Consider the following 14,273-nt stretch of genomic DNA (forward strand, 5'->3'; position numbering starts at 1 on the left):
TGTTACCGCTTCTCGGTCACGAAATAAACGAGCGCGATGACCGGAAGCATCAGGCCGAAGGATGACGCAAATAGCCATCCGCCCTGTGCGAAGGCCCAGGCGCCCACGGCCGATCCCACCGCTCCGCCAACGAAGAAGGTCGCCATGAACAGCCCGTTCAGCCGCGAACGCAGATCGGCGCCGAGGCCGTAGATCGCCCGCTGGCCGATCACCAGGGTCATGGTGACGCCGAAGTCGAGCAGGATCGCCGCCGCCGTCATCAGCCCGAGCGCAAGGGTGGATCCTTCCGGCGCGAGATGGGTGATGAGATAGGCGGCAGCCACGGCGAGGATGCCGAACAGTGTCGCCGGCCGGCTGAGGTCGCGGTCGGCGAGCCGTCCGGCAACCGGCGAAGCGATCGCGCCGGCAACGCCGGCCAGCGCGAAGAGGGCGATGCCTGCCTGGGTGAGCTGGAAGGCCGGGCCGGCAAGAACCAGAGGCGTGACTGTCCAGAACAGGCTGAAGCTTGCGAATTGGAAGGCCTGGTAGAAGGCGCGGCGGCGCAGCACAGGTTGCGTGGCGTAAAGCCGGCCCATGGAGGCGAGCAGGGCGCCATAGGAAAGCCTCGTCTGCGGCATGCGCTTCGGCAGGCGGTAGGCAAGCGTGATCCCGACAAGCACCATGACGCCGGCCGACAGGAAGAAGACGAGGTGCCAGGAAGAGAAGCGGGCGATGAAGCTGGCGATCGGGCGGGCCATCATGATGCCGATCATCAGGCCGCTCATGACATTACCGACCACCCGTCCGCGCATGGCATCGGGCGCAAGGCTTGCCGCTAACGGCACGATCATCTGCACGGCGGTCGAGGCAAGCCCGATCGCAAGAGAGGCGATGAGGAAGGGTGTAGGCGTCGTGGACAGGGCGGCAGCCAAAAGTGAGACAGTTGCAGCCGCGATCATGATGACGATCAGGCGGCGGTTTTCCATAAGGTCGCCGAGCGGAACGATCAGCAGCAGGCCGAGCCCATAGCCGATCTGGGTGAGTGTGACGATGAGCCCTGTGGCACTGGCAGGCAGGCCGATGGCCGCTGCGATCGGTCCTGCCAGCGGCTGTGCGTAATAGAGATTGGCGACGATCAGGCCGCAGGCGGCCGCCATCAGGAAGGTCATGCCGGTCGACATGGTCGAGGCCATGGGATCCGCCGTTGCGGTGGTTTCTGTCATGCTGAGCTCCTTGGGAGGAAGGGAGAAATGATTATCGGTCGAGAAGCTTCATCGCGGTCTCGACCACGCAATAGGCCTGTTCGGGCTCCGGCTGGGTCTTGCCGAGCACACGCAGCCCATAGATCAGCGAGAGCAGCAGGCGGGCGGTGGACTGCGCATTCACGGAAGGCGGAATGGAGCCGTCCGCCTGTCCTTCCCGGATGAGCGCGCGCAGAAGCTCTTCCGTAAGGCTCATCGAGAGGTGGACCCGCTCGGCGGCTTCCGCGTCATAGGCGCCGAGCTCGACGGCGGTGCCGATGACGAGGCAACCACGCTGCCCCATATCGCCGAGCGATGCTTCGGCATAGACGCCCAGCATGCGCAAAACCTTGTCGCGGCCGTCGGCGCCTTTCTGCAATTCCCTGTCGAGAACGGCGTTGCGCACCTGTTTGTAGCGGTCGAAGGCCGCAAGAAAGATCGCCTTCTTGTCCTTGAAGGCCTTGTAGAGGCTGCCTGCGGCAAGCCCCATCGCATCCTTCAGTTCGGAAATGGAGGCGGCGTGATAGCCGCGCTCGCAAAACACCACGATTGCCTTGTCCAGAGCATCGTCGATCTCGAACTCGCGGGGACGTCCGGGCGCGCGGACGGCGTGGCGAAGTGAACTGCTGTTATCCATGGAGACTCAATTCGGAAATGATCGTTCCCAAATAAGCGCGAATTTTGCCGCCGTCAAGGCGCATGTCTACGATGTGTCCTTCAAATCCGAGGAACCTATCGAGAGTGTGAAGGTTAGCTCAGCAGTTACCCCAGCAGATGGAGACCATGATGAGCAAGAGCGACGTCCAGGAAACCCAGAAGAAGGCCGAGCAGCAGGTTGAACGAACCAATGCCGGCGGTCATCTCGGCGGCATGAAATTCGGCCAGCAGCCGGATGCGAAAACGGCAACGACCCGGGAAGAGGGTGGCCGCAAGGCGCGGCCGAACGACGGCCGCAACTAACGCATGTCACTATCCTTGAGATAACTTTCTGCGCTCTAAGTCTTTGTTTTATCGCATGCCGCGCAAAACCGATACACACTTTTGCGCAAGATGCTGTAAGCGACCTCAATCCAGAATGTCTTCAAGCCCTGTCTCGTGCAAGGCTTTTTTTCTGTTCGAATGTCGGCATGAGACTGATGGTAAGTCACAGCCGCAGGGCGGCTTGGACAGTCGCCGCCAAATCCCGAGGCTGCAACCGGCCAGGTCCTGACCCAAGACCTTTCGGAGATATCTCCGGAAAAGCAAAAGGCCCGGACGAACCGGGCCTAGTGTCAATGATCAGCTGGAGGCTTTTTTGCCCTTCGTGCGCGGAGCGGCAGGTTTAGCCTCCGCCTCCCGCTCCTCGCGGAGCAGCCTCAATTTCTCGGTCTTCTTTTCCCGCTCATTGGTTTCCGCTGCGATAATGGAGCGCGCCGTATGATCGGTCACGGCTGCCTTGTCGCGGGCAGAAAGCTTGGCAGGATTGAAGAATTCGTCCTTGGTGGCAGTCATGGCTTCCTCCGTCTTGGATCCGGGCCTGTGGCCTGACTTATCTGGCGCGGGCTACGATCGGGGCCTTCTTGGGCATGGGCAGCAGGCCTTCGCGCTGAGCCTTCTTTCGGGCCAGCTTGCGCGAGCGGCGAATGGCTTCGGCCTTTTCGCGGGCGCGCTTTTCCGAAGGCTTCTCATAGGCGCTGCGCGCCTTCATCTCGCGGAAGAGGCCTTCGCGCTGCATCTTCTTCTTGAGCACCCGAAGTGCCTGATCGACGTTGTTATCTCTAACCAGAACCTGCAAGCTATTTCCTTTCCATGCGGGAAGCCCCGCTTTCTCGAATAATTATTTGCCGATGCGCATGGGCTTGAGCCAGGGCCCGCCCTCGTTTTCCAACTCGATTACGGCCGTTTGTTCGTTCGCCGCCGTTTCCGTGCGGTCGATATCACTTCCGACGATGCGCCGCTCGAAATTCTCGTTGCCGAATCGAACCCGATACTGCTGCTCGCCGCGATCGGCATTCGGCAGCACACCAACCACCCGGCAAGTGCGGATGCCAACGGCAGTTCGCGTCAAGCCGGCTCTCAACACGAGCGCGTCGCCGACTGCATATATAGTGAGGCTCATTGCTCTATCCTTAGCTCGACCGGCTGGCCGCGTCCAAACAAAAAAGGCCGAGCTCTCGCTCGCCCCTCTTCCCATCATTCAAGCCTCAGCTGCCAGTACATCCGTGGTCAGCGGAAGCGAATGACGCGATTATACGGCGCGGAGGTTGTCTGCCGAGCTCTTGCCGGACTTGCGGTCGCGAACGATCTCGTAGGAGATCTTCTGGCCTTCCTGCAGCGAACTCATACCAGCGCGTTCTACAGCCGAAACGTGAACGAAAACGTCCGTATCGCCGTCGTCAGGCTGGATAAAGCCGAAGCCCTTGGTTGCGTTGAACCACTTTACGGTGCCTGTGCTCATGATGAATTCCTTTCAAGCGCTCGTTGATTGGGCGATGACTTGCCCAGTAAATCGATATTTGAGAGGAAATCTGACAGAGCCGTCCGCTCGTGGACAAAGGTCGCAACCAATCTTCGATTGCTCCAATATAAGCGCAAATCCAGGATTAGCAATCAACAAACGGCATTTTAATTTTCTGCAATCGGTCTCGACCCGCGGCTGGAGAGGGGTTTGCGGCCCTATTCGGCCAGTTGAGGCAAGTGTCTGGGACAAGAATGTGGCGGCGCCCTGAGTGCCAGGGCGGGCCTGGATTGCTCCAGGCCCGCCTTTGAAAATCACAGCGTGCCGTTGCGCTGCTGGATCATCATAAAAGTGTCGTAGGTGTAGTCGGCGATCTGCGCCCAGAGATAGGCGTCCTTCTTGAAAGCCTGCTGGCTGTCATAGATCTTCTTGAAGGCCGGGTTCTTGGCGGAGAGATCCGCATAGGTCTCCTGCGCCGCCTTATAGCTGGCCTCGAGGATCTGCTGGTTGAAGGCCTTCAGAACAGCGCCTTCCGCGACGAGCTGGCGAAGCGCCTTGGCATTGCTGGCGTCATAGCGGGCCAGCATGTTGGCATTGGCATTGGCGCAGGCATCCTTGAGGATGCGCTGATAGCTCTTCGGCAGCCCCTTGAACTTCTCCAGGTTGAAGAAGGCATGCACAGCCGGGCCACCTTCCCACCAGGCAGGGTAGTAGTAGTATTTGGCGACCTTCACGAAGCCGAGCTTCTGGTCGTCATATGGACCGACGAACTCGGTCGCATCGATCGTGCCCTTTTCGAGTGCCGCATAGACGTCGCCGCCGGGGATCTGCTGCGGCGTGACGCCGAGCTTCTGCATGACCTGGCCGGCGAGGCCGGCAATGCGCATCTTCAGGCCCTTCAGATCGTCGACGGTGTTGATTTCCTTGCGATACCAGCCGCCCATCTGGGCGCCGGTATTGCCGGCCGGCAATGCGTAGAGATTGTAGCCGGTGAGGAATTCGTTGAGCAGCTCGTTGCCGCCGCCGACCGAGAACCAGGAATTGGTCTGGCGGGCATTGAGGCCGAAGGGGATGGCCGTGCCGAGCGCGAACGTCGGATCCTTGCCGATATAATAGTAGGAGCAGGTATGGGCCATCTCGACCGTGCCGTTGGCCACGGCGTCCGCCGCCTGCAGGCCTGGCACCACTTCGCCTGCTGCGAAGGTGTGGATGGTGAAATTGCCGTCGGTCGCTTCGGCGACGCTGGTGGCGATATCCGTGCAGCCGCTGAAGAGGATATCGGTGTTCTTCGTGAAGGAAGACGTCATCCGCCAGGTAATCTTCGGGCTTTCCTGCGCGATGGCCGGCGCCGCCAATGCGGTTGCAGCGGCTGCGCCAAGGCTGGCGGTGCTTGCCTTGCGGAAGAATTGTCTGCGATCCATGCGGTTATGCCTCCTCGATAATCTGCGTGGTGAAGCGCTCTTAGGACTTTGGTTTCTAGCCCGGCAAGAGAAAAATTCGGTTTGTTGCGCCCAAGCGCCGCGCGCGAGGCAAAACATTGCGCGACACGTCTTGAATGCCCTCGCTTTGGCCTGCACTGCAATGGGCTTGATCTCTTCCAAAGATAGGATAGTTTAGAATAATTCTAATAAGGAAGATTCTATGCTCGGCCGATTGCTGCCCAATTCGAAAAGGTCATTCGACAGCCTCAGCGAGGCAGAAATCCTGGCGCTGGCGATCGGCGCCGAGGAAGAGGATGCCCGGATCTACCTTGCCTATGCCGATGGCTTGCGGGCGCAATATCCGGCCTCGGCCAAAGTCTTCGAGGACATGGCGGAAGTCGAACAGACGCACAAGAATACGCTGATCGCCATGTTCCGGTCGCGCTTCGGGGAGCGTATTCCGCTGATCCGGCGCGAGCATGTGCGCGGATTCTACGAGCGCAAGCCGGATTGGCTGCGCGGCAACCTGTCGCTGGATACGGTGCGTGCGGAAACACAGGCCATGGAGGAGCAGGCGGCGCGGTTCTATCGCGAGGCTGCCAAGCGCGTGCCGGATGCGCAGACGCGCCAGCTTCTGGGCGATTTGGCGTTGGCGGAGGAAGGACACGAAGACATCGCCCGCATGCTGACCGAAAAGCATGTGCCGGAAGAGGTGGAGGCGGAAGAAGACAAGGCTGCCCGCCGGCAATTCGTCCTCACCTATGTGCAGCCGGGTCTGGCCGGGCTGATGGACGGTTCGGTCTCGACCCTTGCGCCGATCTTCGCGGCGGCCTTCGCCACCCAGAACACCTGGTCGACCTTCCTGATCGGCCTGTCCGCCTCGGTCGGCGCCGGCATCTCCATGGGCTTCACGGAAGCGGCTCACGACGACGGCAAGATCTCCGGCCGCGGCTCCCCCATCAAACGCGGCCTTGCCTGCGGTATCATGACGACGCTCGGAGGCCTCGGCCACGCGCTGCCCTACTTGATCCCGCATTTCTGGACCGCGACGGCTGTTGCCGCCGTCGTCGTCTTCTTCGAGCTGTGGGCCATCGCCTTCATCCAGAACCGCTTCATGGAGACGCCCTTCATGCGGGCGGTCTTCCAGGTCGTCGTCGGCGGCTGTCTTGTGCTGGCGGCCGGCATCCTCATCGGCAATGCGTAGGAACGGTTGCCAAGGCACGATCTGCCCTTGCCTAAAACAAGAGCCCGCCTCTGCAAGCAGGGGCGGGCTAGAAAGATCATCAGGCTGAAATCTCTTAACGCAGCGCGCCTACCAGAAGGTCGCGGCCGTTTTCGATGGTGACCCAGCGTCCGGTGTTGAAGGTCGCCTGACGCTTCAGGAAGGTATAGGGCGTCTGGTACCAGGCGAACACGTCGTCCGTCAGGTTGTCGAGAACGAAGTCGCCATCTGCCGTCCGCAGGGTCAGGACCGCATGGCCTTCGCCGTCCGATTTGCGCACGACGGTCATCAGCAGGTCCGAATAGGCAAAGCCGGCGGCAATCAGTTCCTTGCGCTTCTCCAACGCGAAGTCCTCGCAATCGGCGAAAACCGTCGGGTACTCCCAGAATTCTTCCTTGCCGTAGATTTCCTGGTCGGTGCGGGGAATGTAGCGGGCGTTTACGGCTCGGTTGATGTCGCGAACGATCTCCCAGCCCCTGTCGGTCACTCTTGGGGCCGGCGCAGAACGGCTCTTGATATTGCATTCGGCGGCGTAGCGCTGACAGAAATCGTAATGGCCGATGGGCTGCGAGGTGACCGAGCCTGTTACCATCGAAGCGGCTATGGGCCGCGGTGCGGGCATAGCCGCACTCACAGGTACAAGGGTACTCAATAGGATCACGGCAATACGCCGTGCCTGCAAGGCTATTTTCATTCGACCCGTCCCTTCAAGTCCTAACGAAAGGTTAAGGTGCAGAGGGGTCGTTAGTCAATTGTTCAGGATTTGTTAAGGAGAGGTCATTTCAGAATATGGTTAAGACTGCGGCATTTCAGTATCAGCCCAAATTTTAGTCATTGATAATTGATGCCTTCACAATGGCTTCCAGCTTTTCGAGGTCCTGAGGCCGGGAAAGCCGGTGATCGCCGTCGCGGATCAAGGTCAGCACCACGTCGTCCGCAGGCAGGAATTCCATCAGTTTCAACGCATGGCCATAAGGTACATCCGGATCGGCCATTCCCTGGATGATGTGGACGGGGCAGCCGGTCTCGATAATGCCGGTCATGACCCGGTTGCGGCGACCGTCCTCGATCAGCGCCCGGGTGTAGATATAAGGTTCGGCGCTGTAGGCGGAGGGCTCTTCGAAATAACCGTTCTCGGCCAGCGATCGAAGCTCTGCCTCGCTGAGGTTTGGTTCGATCAGCTCGGACGTGAAGTCCGGAGCAGGGGCAATCAGGATCATCGCCTCCATTTTAGGCGACCTCTTTCGCTTGGCGAGTTCCTGGACCAGCCGAAGCGCGATCCAGCCGCCCATGGAGGAGCCGACCAGCACGACCCGTTTCGGCTTGATGTGCTGGAGCACCGCCATCGTTTCTTCCAGCCAGCGCGAGATCGTGCCGTCACGAAAGGCGCCACCGGAAGCGCCGTGGCCGGAATAGTCGAAGCGGATGGCGGCGAGATCGAGTTCGGCCGCAAGCGCATCGAGCGTCACCGCCTTGGTTCCCGTCATGTCGGAGCGGTAGCCGCCGAGCCAGACCAGCGCGGTCGCATCCTTTCGCTTTGCCGGACGATGGAGAATGGCGATCTCGCGGGCGGCGGTTCCCTCGCCGACGGTGACGCGGTGTTCGACTATGGCAGGTACGGCATTATTCATGGTGGTTTCCTTGAAACGGTCGCGCCTATAAAACAGATTCGCGGAATGCCGACAGCAGGTGATTTATTCGTCGCGGCATGCTATTGACTTCCGCCAAGCGATCACGACATTGCTTTCGCCCGCAGGCTGGGCGGGGAGACGTTGATGCCTGTGGTCCGAAATTATCAAGGAGAATACGACCATCCGCAGACCATTCAAAACCGATGCCCCTGTAAAGGACGGGCCGCGCTCCAACCGGGAAATCCGCATTCCGAAGGTCCAGCTTATTGATGCCGAGGGCCTGAACCTTGGTATTGTTCCGACCGAGGAAGCCCTCAAGATGGCCGAGGATGCCGGCCTCGATCTCGTTGAGATCTCGCCGAACACCGAACCGCCGGTGTGCAAGATCCTCGACCTTGGCAAGCTGAAATATGCAAACCAGAAGAAGGCTGCCGAAGCCCGCAAGAAGCAGAAGATCGTCGAAATCAAAGAAATCAAGATGCGCCCGAACATCGACACCCATGACTATGAGGTGAAGATGAAGGCGATGAACCGCTTCTTTGACGAAGGCGACAAGGTCAAGGTGACCTTGAAGTTCCGTGGCCGTGAAATGGCTCACCAGGAACTTGGCATGAAATTGCTTCTGCAGGTGAAGGACGACACCCAGGAAATCGCCAAGGTGGAAGCCGAGCCCAAGCTCGAAGGCCGCCAGATGATGATGGTGCTGGCGCCGAAATAAGCGCCGCATTCGCTGCGTTCCAAGCGGCCTTGCCGGCTTTTCGCCGGCCTCCTGTCATGCAGTCTTTCCCCATTGCGCTTTCGACCGGCTGCGGTTATAAGCGCGCGTCCGAACGGTCCGGCAGGGCATGCCGTGGCCGTTCTAAATGCTTGAATTGGGCTTCGTCTGCCCGGTTCGATACAAATACGGAGTAGCAAAATGCCCAAGATGAAGACGAAATCTGCCGCTAAGAAGCGGTTCAAGATCACTGCAACGGGTAAAGTCGTTGCAGCTGCTGCAGGCAAGCGCCACGGCATGATCAAGCGGTCCAACAAGTTCATCCGCGATGCACGCGGAACGATGATCCTTGCCGAACCCGATGGCAAGAAGGTTATCAAGAGCTACCTGCCGAACGGTCTCTGAGACCCTCGCCGAATTGGATCAGTTTAAGGAGATCATGACATGGCACGCGTAAAACGTGGCGTAACTTCCCGCGCCAAGCACACCAAGACTTTGAAGGCAGCCAAGGGCTTCTACGGCCGCCGCAAGAATACGATCCGCGCAGCGAAGGCTGCCGTCGATCGCTCCAGGCAGTTCGCCACCCGCGACCGCCGCGTCAAGAAGCGCAATTTCCGCGCTCTGTGGATCCAGCGTATCAACGCTGCCGTTCGCGAATCTGGCCTGACCTATGGCCGCTTCATCGACGGCCTCAACAAGGCCGGAATCGAAGTGGACCGCAAGGTTCTGTCCGACATGGCCATCCATGAGCCGGAAGCCTTCGGCGCGCTGGTTGCCGCTGCCAAGACGGCCCTTGAATACCTCAAGGACGCCGGTACCACCAACGAGTTTGAAAGCGCGGTTCGCTGAGCCGCGTGCGTTCCGAACAGGAACGCACAAAGCTGGCTCAGCCAACTGAGATGGCGCATGTTCCTTTCATGTGGGCTAGAGCTCACATGGACATGCGCTACCAGCGCTTCCCAAGCTTTGTGCATTGATTTTGGGAAACCCGCGCTGGTCTCGCCTGGCGCGGGTTTTTCTTTGCCGATCTCTCTCCCACCATCACACGGAAGCAACCATGTCCGATCTGGAAAATCTGAGAACTTCGCTTCTGGCGGAAATTGCCGGTGCCGACGACGAAGCCGCCATCGAGGCCGTGCGCGTTTCGGCGCTCGGCAAGAAGGGCTCCGTCTCCGAGCTGCTGAAGACGCTTGGTTCCATGTCGGCGGAAGAGCGCCAGACCCGAGGTGCTGCGATCAACGCCCTCAAGACCGAGATCACGGACGCGATCAACACCCGCAAGACGGTGCTGAAGGATGCCGCCATCGAGGCGCGGCTGAAGGCCGAGACCGTGGATATCTCGCTGCCGGTGCGCTCCTCTCCCGCCGAGCGCGGCCGGATTCATCCGATCAGCCAGATCGTCGATGAAATCACCGCCATTTTCGGCGATATGGGTTTTGCCATTGCCGAAGGTCCGGACATCGAGACAGACTATTACAATTTCACCGCGCTGAATTTTCCGGAAGGCCATCCCGCCCGCGAAATGCACGATACGTTTTTCTTCCAGCCGGACGAAAACGGCGAGCGCAAGGTGCTGCGCACCCATACCTCGCCGGTGCAGATCCGCACCATGGAAGCATCGAGCCCGCCGATCCGCATCATCATTCCGGGCAAGACCTACCGGCAGGATTCGGACGCCACCCATTCGCCCATGTTCCACCAGGTCGAAGGCCTGGTCGTGGACCGCAAGAGCCATGTGGGCAATATGCGCTGGATTCTTGAGGAGTTCTGCAAGGCCTTCTTCGAGGTTGACAGCGTCACCATGCGCTTTCGCCCGTCTTTCTTCCCATTCACCGAACCGAGCTTCGAGGTGGATATCCAGTGCGATCGCTCCGGCCCGATCGTGAAGTTCGGCGAAGGCACGGACTGGATGGAAATCCTCGGCTGCGGCATGGTGCATCCGAACGTGCTGCGGTCCGGCGGGCTCGATCCGGACGAATTCCAGGGCTTTGCCTGGGGCATGGGGCTGGACCGCATCGCCATGCTGAAATACGGCATGCCGGACCTGCGCGATTTCTTCAACGCCGATGTCCGCTGGATGAACCATTACGGCTTCCGCCCGCTCGACATGCCGACCCTGTTCGGCGGCTTGAGTAGTTGATTTATTGTGGCCACAATTAAATATGTGTGGTAGGTATGGATCTGGAATGGGACGAGGAGAAGCGGCAAAAGAACCTGCGCGAGCGAGGGATTGATTTCGCAGATGCCGTGTTGATGGAAACGGATACGGCATTGACCATCGAAGACAATCGCACGCCTTACGGCGAGTCCCGTTTCTTGTCCTATGGCTTCATTAACGCACGCTTGCATGTTCTGTGCTGGACGCCACGGGAAGGCAGAATGCGGATCATTTCTCTGAGGAAGGCCAATGACAGAGAACAGAAAAGCTTTTCCGAAGCTTCCGGATCATCTCCAGCCTCTCACTGACGAGGAAGGAGAAGTCCGTGAAATAACGGCGGAAGACTTGAAGCACTTTAAACCGATGGGCGACATCTTTCCCGACATCGCTAAGGCGTTCGAGAAGGCCCGGGGTGAGCGCGGTCCGCAGAAAGCCGCCGTCAAGGAGCGGATCGGATTGCGCCTGGATGCCGAAGTGGTCTCGCATTTCCGCCGGACCGGGCCAGGTTGGCAGAGCCGCATCAACGCGGTGCTGACAGAGTATGTGAAGGCAGACGGGCAAAAGCCGCATGGCAAAGACACCTGAAGGTGGCAACTTGTACGACTGCGTTCTTTGAAAAGAGAGTGACATGATCATCCATACCGGCGGCTGCCGTTGCGGCGCCATCCGCTTCACCGCCAACGCCGAGCCGATCTACGCCAGCTATTGCCATTGCTCGGATTGCCGTCGGGCGAGCGGCGCGCCGGTTGCGGCCTTTGTCGGCTTCTACGCCGCGGATGTCCGTTTCGACGGAGAAACTGGCGCGACCTATGGAACCGTCCCAGTCGAACGCAGCTTCTGCGGCACCTGCGGCGCGCCGATTGCCTATACCGACAAGCGGTTGTCCGACCGGATATTCTTTATGCTCGGTGCCATGGATGCGCCGGAAAACTACCCGCCGCGCGTGCACGGCTATGTACGTGAGCAGCTTCCCTTCTTTCATGTCGATGATGGTCTGCCACGGATGGAAACGATGACCGCGCCGAGACCTTCAGGAGAAAATCAATGAAGTTCACGCTTTCCTGGCTCAAGGATCACCTCGAGACCGACGCGACGCTTGGCGAGATCTGTGAGCGGCTGACGGCGATCGGCCTCGAAGTCGAGCATGTCGATGACAAGGCGGCCTACAAGCCCTTCGTCATCGCCAAGGTCCTGACGGCCGAACAGCATCCGCAGGCTGACCGGCTGAAGGTGCTGATGGTGGATACCGGTGACGGCAAGCCGGTGCAGGTTGTCTGCGGCGCACCCAATGCCCGCGCCGGCCTGATCGGCGCGCTGGCCCGGCCGGGGACATATGTTCCCGGTATCGACGTGACGCTGTCCGTCGGCAACATCCGTGGTGTCGAAAGCCATGGCATGATGTGCTCCGAAAAGGAGCTCGACATCTCCGACAATCACGACGGCATCATCGACCTGCCGGAGGATGCGCCGGTGGGAACGCCGTTTTCAACCTATGCCGGGCTGGACGATCCGGTCATCGATATCAACCTCACGCCGAACCGTCCCGATTGCACGTCGATCCACGGCATTGCCCGAGACCTCGCCGCCGCCGGTTTGGGCACGCTGAAGCCGCGCGCCAAGCCCGCCTTCGTCACGCAGGGCGAGACTTCGGTCGATCTCAAGATCGATCTGGACGACGAAAAGCTTTGCCCCGGCTTTGCGCTTCGTCTCGTGCGCGGCGTCGGAAACGGTCCGAGCCCCGCCTGGATGCAGGCGCGGCTGAAGGCGATCGGTCTTCGCCCGATCAACGCGCTGGTCGATATCACCAACTACATGACCTTCGACCAGGGTCGCCCCATGCACGTCTTCGACGCGGCCAAGGTCAAGGGCGATCTTACCGTGCGCCGCGCGCTGGACGGCGAGACGGTGCTGGCGCTCGACCAGCGGGAATACAGGCTCAACCCAACCAATGTCGTCATTGCCGACGACATTGGCGTCGAGTCGATCGGCGGCATCATGGGCGGCGAGCATTCCGGCTGCGATGAGAACACCACGGATGTGCTGATCGAATCGGCGCTCTGGGACCCGATCAATATCGCCAAATCCGGCCGGGGGCTCGGCATCATCACGGATGCCCGCTATCGTTTCGAGCGCGGCGTCGATCCAGACTACATGATCCCCGGCCTCGACCGGACGACGGAACTCGTGCTCGAACTTTGTGGCGGAACTCCCGCCGAGGCAAGGGTCGTCGGTCACAAAAGCCGCCAGCCGAAGGTGATCGATTTCCCCTTCACAGAAGTAAAGCGGCTGACGGGTCTCGACGTCTCGACGGACGAAAGCCGGCAGATCCTCACCAGGCTCGGCTTCCACGTCGAGGGTTCCGGCGATACCGTTTCCGTCACCGTTCCGTCATGGCGGCCGGATGTCGATGGCAAGGCGGATCTGGTGGAAGATGTCATGCGCATCCATGGTGTCGATCAGATCAAGCCGGAGCCGATCGAGAAGCTCTCCAGTGTCAACGCCAAGATCCTGACCACGCTCCAGATCCGCACCCGCATAGCCAAGCGCGCGCTTGCCTCGCGTGGCATGCTGGAGGCGGTCACCTGGTCCTTCATCGCCGAAGACCAGGCAAAACTCTTCGGCGGCGGCAGCGCGGCGTTGAAGCTTGCCAACCCGATCGCCACCGACATGTCGGATATGCGACCCTCGCTGCTGCCGGGCCTCCTGTCGGCAGCACAGCGCAATGCCGACAAGGGTTTCGGCGACGTGGCGATCTTCGAGGTCTCGGGCACCTATGAGAACGACAGGCCGGAGGGCCAGCGGCGCGTGGCCGGCGGCATCCGCCGTGGCACGGCCTCCATCAACGGCATGGGCCGCCTCTGGTCCAACAACGCCAAGGGCGGCGGCAAGCCGGTCGACGTCTTCGATGCCAAAGCGGATGCGCTGGCGGTGCTCGAAGCCTGCGGCTTGCCCATGGCCAATGTGCAGATCGAGAAGGGTGCGCCTGGCTGGTATCATCCGGGCCGCTCCGGCACGATCAAGATGGGACCGAAGGTCGTGCTCGGCTACTTCGGCGAGTTCCACCCGAAAACGCTGGCCGCGCTCGACGTTTCCGGTGCGCTCTGCGGCTTCGAAGTCTATCTCGATGCCATGCCCGAGCCGAAGAAGAAGGCGACCCGCACCAAGCCGCCGCTGGATCTGTCGCCCTTCCAGACGGTGAAGCGCGACTTTGCCTTTGTTGTCGCAAGCGATGTGGAAGCCGGCGCCATCGTCAAGGCGGCCTCCAGCGCCGACCGCAAGCTGATCTCGGGCGTCAACGTCTTCGACGTCTTCGAAGGCGCGTCGCTTGGCGAAGCCCGGAAGTCCGTCGCCATCGAAGTGCTGATCCAGCCGGTGGACAAGACGCTGACGGACGAGGACTTCGAGGCGCTGACCGGCAAGATCGTCGCCAATGTCGAAAAAGCGACCGGCGGCGTGCTACGCGCCTGAA

Annotated in this window: 19 protein-coding genes; 10 read left to right on the top strand and 9 right to left on the bottom strand. The window is 60.4% G+C overall.

The window, feature by feature from the left end:
- Positions 1-2 precede the first annotated feature (2 nt).
- Positions 3-1,202, bottom strand: a complete 1,200-nt coding sequence (locus EPK99_RS13495) for an MFS transporter (RefSeq protein ID WP_128443605.1) — start codon at positions 1,200-1,202, stop codon at positions 3-5.
- 31 nt (positions 1,203-1,233) lie between these two features.
- Positions 1,234-1,857 carry a TetR/AcrR family transcriptional regulator gene (locus EPK99_RS13500; protein ID WP_128443606.1) on the bottom strand — a complete coding sequence of 208 codons (624 nt, stop codon included), beginning with the start codon at positions 1,855-1,857 and terminating at the stop codon, positions 1,234-1,236.
- 149 nt (positions 1,858-2,006) lie between these two features.
- On the opposite strand from EPK99_RS13500, the gene EPK99_RS25310 reads away from it, so the two are divergent.
- Positions 2,007-2,180, top strand: coding sequence for a hypothetical protein (locus EPK99_RS25310; protein WP_164901775.1), 174 nt, complete (start codon positions 2,007-2,009; stop codon positions 2,178-2,180).
- A gap of 318 nt (positions 2,181-2,498) precedes the next feature.
- Here EPK99_RS25310 and EPK99_RS13505 read toward each other — a convergent pair whose 3' ends face one another.
- The 5 genes from EPK99_RS13505 to EPK99_RS13525 form a co-directional block, all read right to left on the bottom strand.
- On the bottom strand, positions 2,499-2,711 hold the full coding sequence (locus tag EPK99_RS13505; protein ID WP_128443607.1) for a hypothetical protein: 213 nt from the start codon (positions 2,709-2,711) through the stop codon (positions 2,499-2,501).
- Positions 2,712-2,748: 37 nt separating this feature from the next.
- Positions 2,749-2,994 (bottom strand): 30S ribosomal protein S21, encoded by a 246-nt coding sequence (gene rpsU / locus EPK99_RS13510; RefSeq protein ID WP_128443608.1) that lies wholly within the window; start codon positions 2,992-2,994, stop codon positions 2,749-2,751.
- A 42-nt stretch (positions 2,995-3,036) separates the two neighbouring features.
- Positions 3,037-3,318, bottom strand: a complete 282-nt coding sequence (locus EPK99_RS13515; protein ID WP_128443609.1) for a cold-shock protein — start codon at positions 3,316-3,318, stop codon at positions 3,037-3,039.
- Positions 3,319-3,447: 129 nt separating this feature from the next.
- Complete coding sequence (locus EPK99_RS13520; protein WP_128443610.1) at positions 3,448-3,657, bottom strand: cold-shock protein; 210 nt, start codon at positions 3,655-3,657, stop codon at positions 3,448-3,450.
- Positions 3,658-3,971: 314 nt separating this feature from the next.
- Positions 3,972-5,078 carry a TRAP transporter substrate-binding protein gene (locus tag EPK99_RS13525; protein WP_128443611.1) on the bottom strand — a complete coding sequence of 369 codons (1,107 nt, stop codon included), beginning with the start codon at positions 5,076-5,078 and terminating at the stop codon, positions 3,972-3,974.
- Between the two features lie 220 nt (positions 5,079-5,298).
- Here EPK99_RS13525 and mbfA point away from each other — a divergent pair, with 220 nt between their 5' ends.
- On the top strand, positions 5,299-6,282 hold the full coding sequence (mbfA, locus tag EPK99_RS13530; RefSeq protein ID WP_128443612.1) for an iron exporter MbfA: 984 nt from the start codon (positions 5,299-5,301) through the stop codon (positions 6,280-6,282).
- Between the two features lie 94 nt (positions 6,283-6,376).
- On the opposite strand, the gene EPK99_RS13535 is transcribed toward mbfA, so the two are convergent.
- Together EPK99_RS13535 and EPK99_RS13540 are read right to left on the bottom strand one after the other, a co-directional pair.
- Positions 6,377-6,922, bottom strand: coding sequence for a transglutaminase-like cysteine peptidase (locus EPK99_RS13535; protein WP_245582457.1), 546 nt, complete (start codon positions 6,920-6,922; stop codon positions 6,377-6,379).
- A gap of 205 nt (positions 6,923-7,127) precedes the next feature.
- On the bottom strand, positions 7,128-7,931 hold the full coding sequence (locus EPK99_RS13540) for an alpha/beta hydrolase (RefSeq protein ID WP_128443614.1): 804 nt from the start codon (positions 7,929-7,931) through the stop codon (positions 7,128-7,130).
- A 181-nt stretch (positions 7,932-8,112) separates the two neighbouring features.
- Here EPK99_RS13540 and infC point away from each other — a divergent pair, with 181 nt between their 5' ends.
- From infC to pheT, 8 genes are all read left to right on the top strand, one after another.
- Positions 8,113-8,649 (top strand): translation initiation factor IF-3, encoded by a 537-nt coding sequence (infC, locus tag EPK99_RS13545; RefSeq protein ID WP_128443615.1) that lies wholly within the window; start codon positions 8,113-8,115, stop codon positions 8,647-8,649.
- Positions 8,650-8,847: 198 nt separating this feature from the next.
- Positions 8,848-9,051 (top strand): 50S ribosomal protein L35, encoded by a 204-nt coding sequence (gene rpmI / locus EPK99_RS13550; protein ID WP_037159489.1) that lies wholly within the window; start codon positions 8,848-8,850, stop codon positions 9,049-9,051.
- A gap of 39 nt (positions 9,052-9,090) precedes the next feature.
- Positions 9,091-9,495: a 50S ribosomal protein L20 gene (gene rplT, locus EPK99_RS13555; RefSeq protein WP_128443616.1), complete on the top strand. Its 405-nt coding sequence runs from the start codon at positions 9,091-9,093 to the stop codon at positions 9,493-9,495.
- Positions 9,496-9,703: 208 nt separating this feature from the next.
- Positions 9,704-10,786 (top strand): phenylalanine--tRNA ligase subunit alpha, encoded by a 1,083-nt coding sequence (pheS, locus tag EPK99_RS13560; protein ID WP_128443617.1) that lies wholly within the window; start codon positions 9,704-9,706, stop codon positions 10,784-10,786.
- Between the two features lie 35 nt (positions 10,787-10,821).
- Positions 10,822-11,112, top strand: coding sequence for a BrnT family toxin (locus EPK99_RS13565; RefSeq protein ID WP_128443618.1), 291 nt, complete (start codon positions 10,822-10,824; stop codon positions 11,110-11,112).
- On the top strand, positions 11,054-11,389 hold the full coding sequence (locus tag EPK99_RS13570; RefSeq protein WP_128443619.1) for a BrnA antitoxin family protein: 336 nt from the start codon (positions 11,054-11,056) through the stop codon (positions 11,387-11,389). The genes EPK99_RS13565 and EPK99_RS13570 overlap by 59 nt, the downstream gene beginning before the upstream one ends.
- Before the next feature lie 43 nt (positions 11,390-11,432).
- Entirely contained in the window at positions 11,433-11,852 is a 420-nt protein-coding gene (locus EPK99_RS13575) for a GFA family protein (RefSeq protein WP_128443620.1), read from the top strand.
- Complete coding sequence (pheT, locus tag EPK99_RS13580; protein WP_128443621.1) at positions 11,849-14,272, top strand: phenylalanine--tRNA ligase subunit beta; 2,424 nt, start codon at positions 11,849-11,851, stop codon at positions 14,270-14,272. Before EPK99_RS13575 ends, pheT begins: the two co-directional genes overlap by 4 nt.
- Position 14,273: the final 1 nt, after the last annotated feature.

Source organism: Neorhizobium lilium, from assembly GCF_004053875.1.
Taxonomy (GTDB): domain Bacteria; phylum Pseudomonadota; class Alphaproteobacteria; order Rhizobiales; family Rhizobiaceae; genus Neorhizobium; species Neorhizobium lilii.

Bases quoted from the DNA above. Each gene is read 5' to 3' on its own strand.
- EPK99_RS13505 (WP_128443607.1), bottom strand. From the start codon at position 2,711: ATGACTGCCACCAAGGACGAATTCTTCAATCCTGCCAAGCTTTCTGCC.
- rplT (WP_128443616.1), top strand. From the start codon at position 9,091: ATGGCACGCGTAAAACGTGGCGTAACTTCCCGCGCCAAGCACACCAAG.
- EPK99_RS13500 (WP_128443606.1), bottom strand. From the start codon at position 1,857: ATGGATAACAGCAGTTCACTTCGCCACGCCGTCCGCGCGCCCGGACGT.
- EPK99_RS13515 (WP_128443609.1), bottom strand. From the start codon at position 3,318: ATGAGCCTCACTATATATGCAGTCGGCGACGCGCTCGTGTTGAGAGCC.
- EPK99_RS13575 (WP_128443620.1), top strand. From the start codon at position 11,433: ATGATCATCCATACCGGCGGCTGCCGTTGCGGCGCCATCCGCTTCACC.
- EPK99_RS25310 (WP_164901775.1), top strand. From the start codon at position 2,007: ATGAGCAAGAGCGACGTCCAGGAAACCCAGAAGAAGGCCGAGCAGCAG.
- EPK99_RS13535 (WP_245582457.1), bottom strand. From the start codon at position 6,922: ATGCCCGCACCGCGGCCCATAGCCGCTTCGATGGTAACAGGCTCGGTC.
- EPK99_RS13495 (WP_128443605.1), bottom strand. From the start codon at position 1,202: ATGACAGAAACCACCGCAACGGCGGATCCCATGGCCTCGACCATGTCG.
- rpmI (WP_037159489.1), top strand. From the start codon at position 8,848: ATGCCCAAGATGAAGACGAAATCTGCCGCTAAGAAGCGGTTCAAGATC.
- pheT (WP_128443621.1), top strand. From the start codon at position 11,849: ATGAAGTTCACGCTTTCCTGGCTCAAGGATCACCTCGAGACCGACGCG.
- mbfA (WP_128443612.1), top strand. From the start codon at position 5,299: ATGCTCGGCCGATTGCTGCCCAATTCGAAAAGGTCATTCGACAGCCTC.
- EPK99_RS13525 (WP_128443611.1), bottom strand. From the start codon at position 5,078: ATGGATCGCAGACAATTCTTCCGCAAGGCAAGCACCGCCAGCCTTGGC.
- EPK99_RS13570 (WP_128443619.1), top strand. From the start codon at position 11,054: ATGACAGAGAACAGAAAAGCTTTTCCGAAGCTTCCGGATCATCTCCAG.
- EPK99_RS13565 (WP_128443618.1), top strand. From the start codon at position 10,822: ATGGATCTGGAATGGGACGAGGAGAAGCGGCAAAAGAACCTGCGCGAG.
- EPK99_RS13520 (WP_128443610.1), bottom strand. From the start codon at position 3,657: ATGAGCACAGGCACCGTAAAGTGGTTCAACGCAACCAAGGGCTTCGGC.
- EPK99_RS13540 (WP_128443614.1), bottom strand. From the start codon at position 7,931: ATGAATAATGCCGTACCTGCCATAGTCGAACACCGCGTCACCGTCGGC.
- pheS (WP_128443617.1), top strand. From the start codon at position 9,704: ATGTCCGATCTGGAAAATCTGAGAACTTCGCTTCTGGCGGAAATTGCC.